Source organism: Bradyrhizobium erythrophlei (assembly GCF_042430365.1).
Taxonomy (GTDB): Bacteria; Pseudomonadota; Alphaproteobacteria; order Rhizobiales; family Xanthobacteraceae; genus Bradyrhizobium; species Bradyrhizobium erythrophlei.
The window spans coordinates 1-2,181 of sequence record NZ_JBHMET010000245.1; the positions used below are offsets into that span (position 1 = coordinate 1).

The following is a 2,181-nucleotide window of genomic DNA, read 5'->3' on the forward strand; positions in this document are numbered from 1 at the left end:
CTGAGCGCCGAGCGAGCTAACGCTGGCGCACACACTTTGCGTTCAAAATGCAACCACCACCACGGGAGCCAGGGCTCTGAGCAAACACCGACAAACTATTGCCAATGCACCAAGTAGACGGTCGTCCTGTCCCACGAAGCACACCGATCCCGTCGAGGTAATCTGCGTGCAGAACTTGCGATCAGGCAAGATTTCATCGCGGCGGAACCTTGAAAGGTGGGGATAACCGCTGGGCTTCAAAGCACCCAAAACAGGTACATTTGCGTGCTAGAATTGCCACCCCAAATGGGTGAGCGCGACGCTCATGAGCGCTTCGAGCAACGGCGACAAGCGAGGAATGAACATCCTCCGCGAATTGCATGCTGCCGAGCAGGATCTGGTCGGGAGGACTGTCGTCTTGACCGACGGCACGGCCGGCACGATCGATGACGTCTTCCTCGACGATGAGCACGGGCTTCGCATCTCGATCAGAGGACACGAGGGCAGATGGCCAATCTCGACGGTGAAGCATATCGAGAGCTGATCGCCTGACGACATGAGGCTATCTGACCTCGAGCCGCGCTTCGTCTGCAGCGCCTTTGGTTATGGGCCTGTCGCGGCTTCATACCTTAAAGGCGCGAATGTCGAGCAGCGTCCATGCTGGGTAGTTGTAAGCGCCATCCCACGAATGGATCGCCGTTCGGCATACCACGCAATTGAACCGTCCTGATTTCCCGCCACCGACATCGAGTAGCTCTTGCGTGGCCCGGTAGACCAAACCGCAGTTGGGGCATGAGAATAGGACGCTGATTGCCATCCCCAGACTATGACCCCGAACCGGGCTGATTCCTAGGCGTCCGTAGAAGCTTCAAGGATTTCCTGGCCGGACGAGCCCAAGGACGCTCACTACCCCTTAATTTCCTTGGACAGCTAACGACCGCCACGGCGGACTCGGGCGCATGTCGCCGATCAGCCGCAAACCCATCGATTTGCCGCCCTCCGTGGCACAACGCTTCATGGTCGACATGTGGGCCTATTTCGCCGAGACCGATCCTCTCAAGCGTGATGAGATCGCGGCGCGCCAGCTTCACGTCCTGAACGACTATCGAAGCCAGCGAGAACCGCGCCTCCGCCTCTCCGACATCAAGGAGATGTTCGCGCAGGTGCGGGACCACCTTGGCGAGGACCGGCCCAAAACGAGCCCGCGCAAACGTCGGTGAACTACGCGGCGCGCGGCGAGCGCAGCGGAGGGCTAATGCCCTTGGATCAGTGCTTTGATAACTCTCACCACCGCGCGGGATCGCCTAGTACCTCGACACAGAGGTTTTGACCGATTGGTTTGGGATTTCCAAGACGGGTAGCTGCTCCGGAGGGACCAGCACTTCGATGCTGCGCGGCGAGCCGGGCTGGCGCCTGATGAGGCCCGCGCGTTCGAGGGTCAACACCATCTGGTGGACGGAAGGCGGGGACACCCCGAAGTGCCGTTGCATCTCCCATTCGGCAGGTGGCCGGCGATGCACGCGCGTGTAGGCGTCGATGAAGGCCAGATACTGGCCCTGCTTGGGCGTGAAGGCTTTTGCAGAATGACTCACCTTGGCCATCCGATTCAGCTGTTCGTCCGTGCCTCGACAGGAGGAGGCACGGATGAATGTACGCTATCGGGTCGAACTCGGCTAAACCGAGCGCGCCGAACTCACAGCGCTTCTGAGCGGGGGCAAGCTTGCTCGGCTGCCGCGCATAGCTGATGCGCTCCGGAATGGCGTCATGGCCGAGCGTCACACCGTAGAAAAACCGCAGCGCACAGACGATCTGATTGAGCGCCGGCCAGGATATCCCGATCGCCACCAAGTGGACCTGGAAGGCGCGGATATCCTCCAGCTCGAGACAATCGGGGGACCGACCGAAATACCGGCTCAACTTCGATACCGCGGCAAGGTAGGATCATTGCGTCGCTGGCGACAGATTGCGGACCGTCATGTCCTCGATCATGCGGCGGCGAAGAGGGCTGATCTCAGCCATTGGAAAACTCCTGTCTGAAGGGTTGGGCTTCGAAAACCCGCAATCCTCTCAGACAGGAGCCTGATCTTGCGATCCCTCCTCAATTGCCGCGCCAGCGGCTTCGTTCAATCCCTTTCGATTCCGCCAGGTCGGAAAATGCTCTAGCAGTCTGCTGAAAAACCCAGAAATTGAAGCATTGCTGTG

General features: G+C 59.7%; 3 protein-coding genes and 1 pseudogene. 2 read left to right on the top strand and 2 right to left on the bottom strand.

Features of this window, described 5'->3' with window-relative positions:
• Window positions 1–304: 304 nt before the first annotated feature.
• Both ACFFWD_RS36910 and ACFFWD_RS36915 read left to right on the top strand, forming a co-directional pair.
• Entirely contained in the window at window positions 305–523 is a 219-nt protein-coding gene (locus tag ACFFWD_RS36910) for a PRC-barrel domain containing protein (RefSeq protein WP_376974099.1), read from the top strand.
• Between the two features lie 415 nt (window positions 524–938).
• Entirely contained in the window at window positions 939–1,199 is a 261-nt protein-coding gene (locus ACFFWD_RS36915; protein WP_376974101.1) for a hypothetical protein, read from the top strand.
• Between the two features lie 84 nt (window positions 1,200–1,283).
• On the opposite strand, the gene ACFFWD_RS36920 is transcribed toward ACFFWD_RS36915, so the two are convergent.
• On the bottom strand, window positions 1,284–1,580 hold the full coding sequence (locus ACFFWD_RS36920) for a LexA family protein (RefSeq protein ID WP_376968381.1): 297 nt from the start codon (window positions 1,578–1,580) through the stop codon (window positions 1,284–1,286).
• 115 nt (window positions 1,581–1,695) lie between these two features.
• A pseudogene (locus ACFFWD_RS36925) lies at window positions 1,696–1,998 on the bottom strand (phage integrase N-terminal SAM-like domain-containing protein); the annotation flags it as partial.
• Between the last annotated feature and the right edge of the window lie 183 nt (window positions 1,999–2,181).

What these genes read in the sequence shown, in the direction of transcription:
- ACFFWD_RS36910 (WP_376974099.1), top strand. Translation starts at nt 305, where the DNA reads ATGAGCGCTTCGAGCAACGGCGACAAGCGAGGAATGAACATCCTCCGC.
- ACFFWD_RS36915 (WP_376974101.1), top strand. Translation starts at nt 939, where the DNA reads ATGTCGCCGATCAGCCGCAAACCCATCGATTTGCCGCCCTCCGTGGCA.
- ACFFWD_RS36920 (WP_376968381.1), bottom strand. Translation starts at nt 1,580, where the DNA reads ATGGCCAAGGTGAGTCATTCTGCAAAAGCCTTCACGCCCAAGCAGGGC.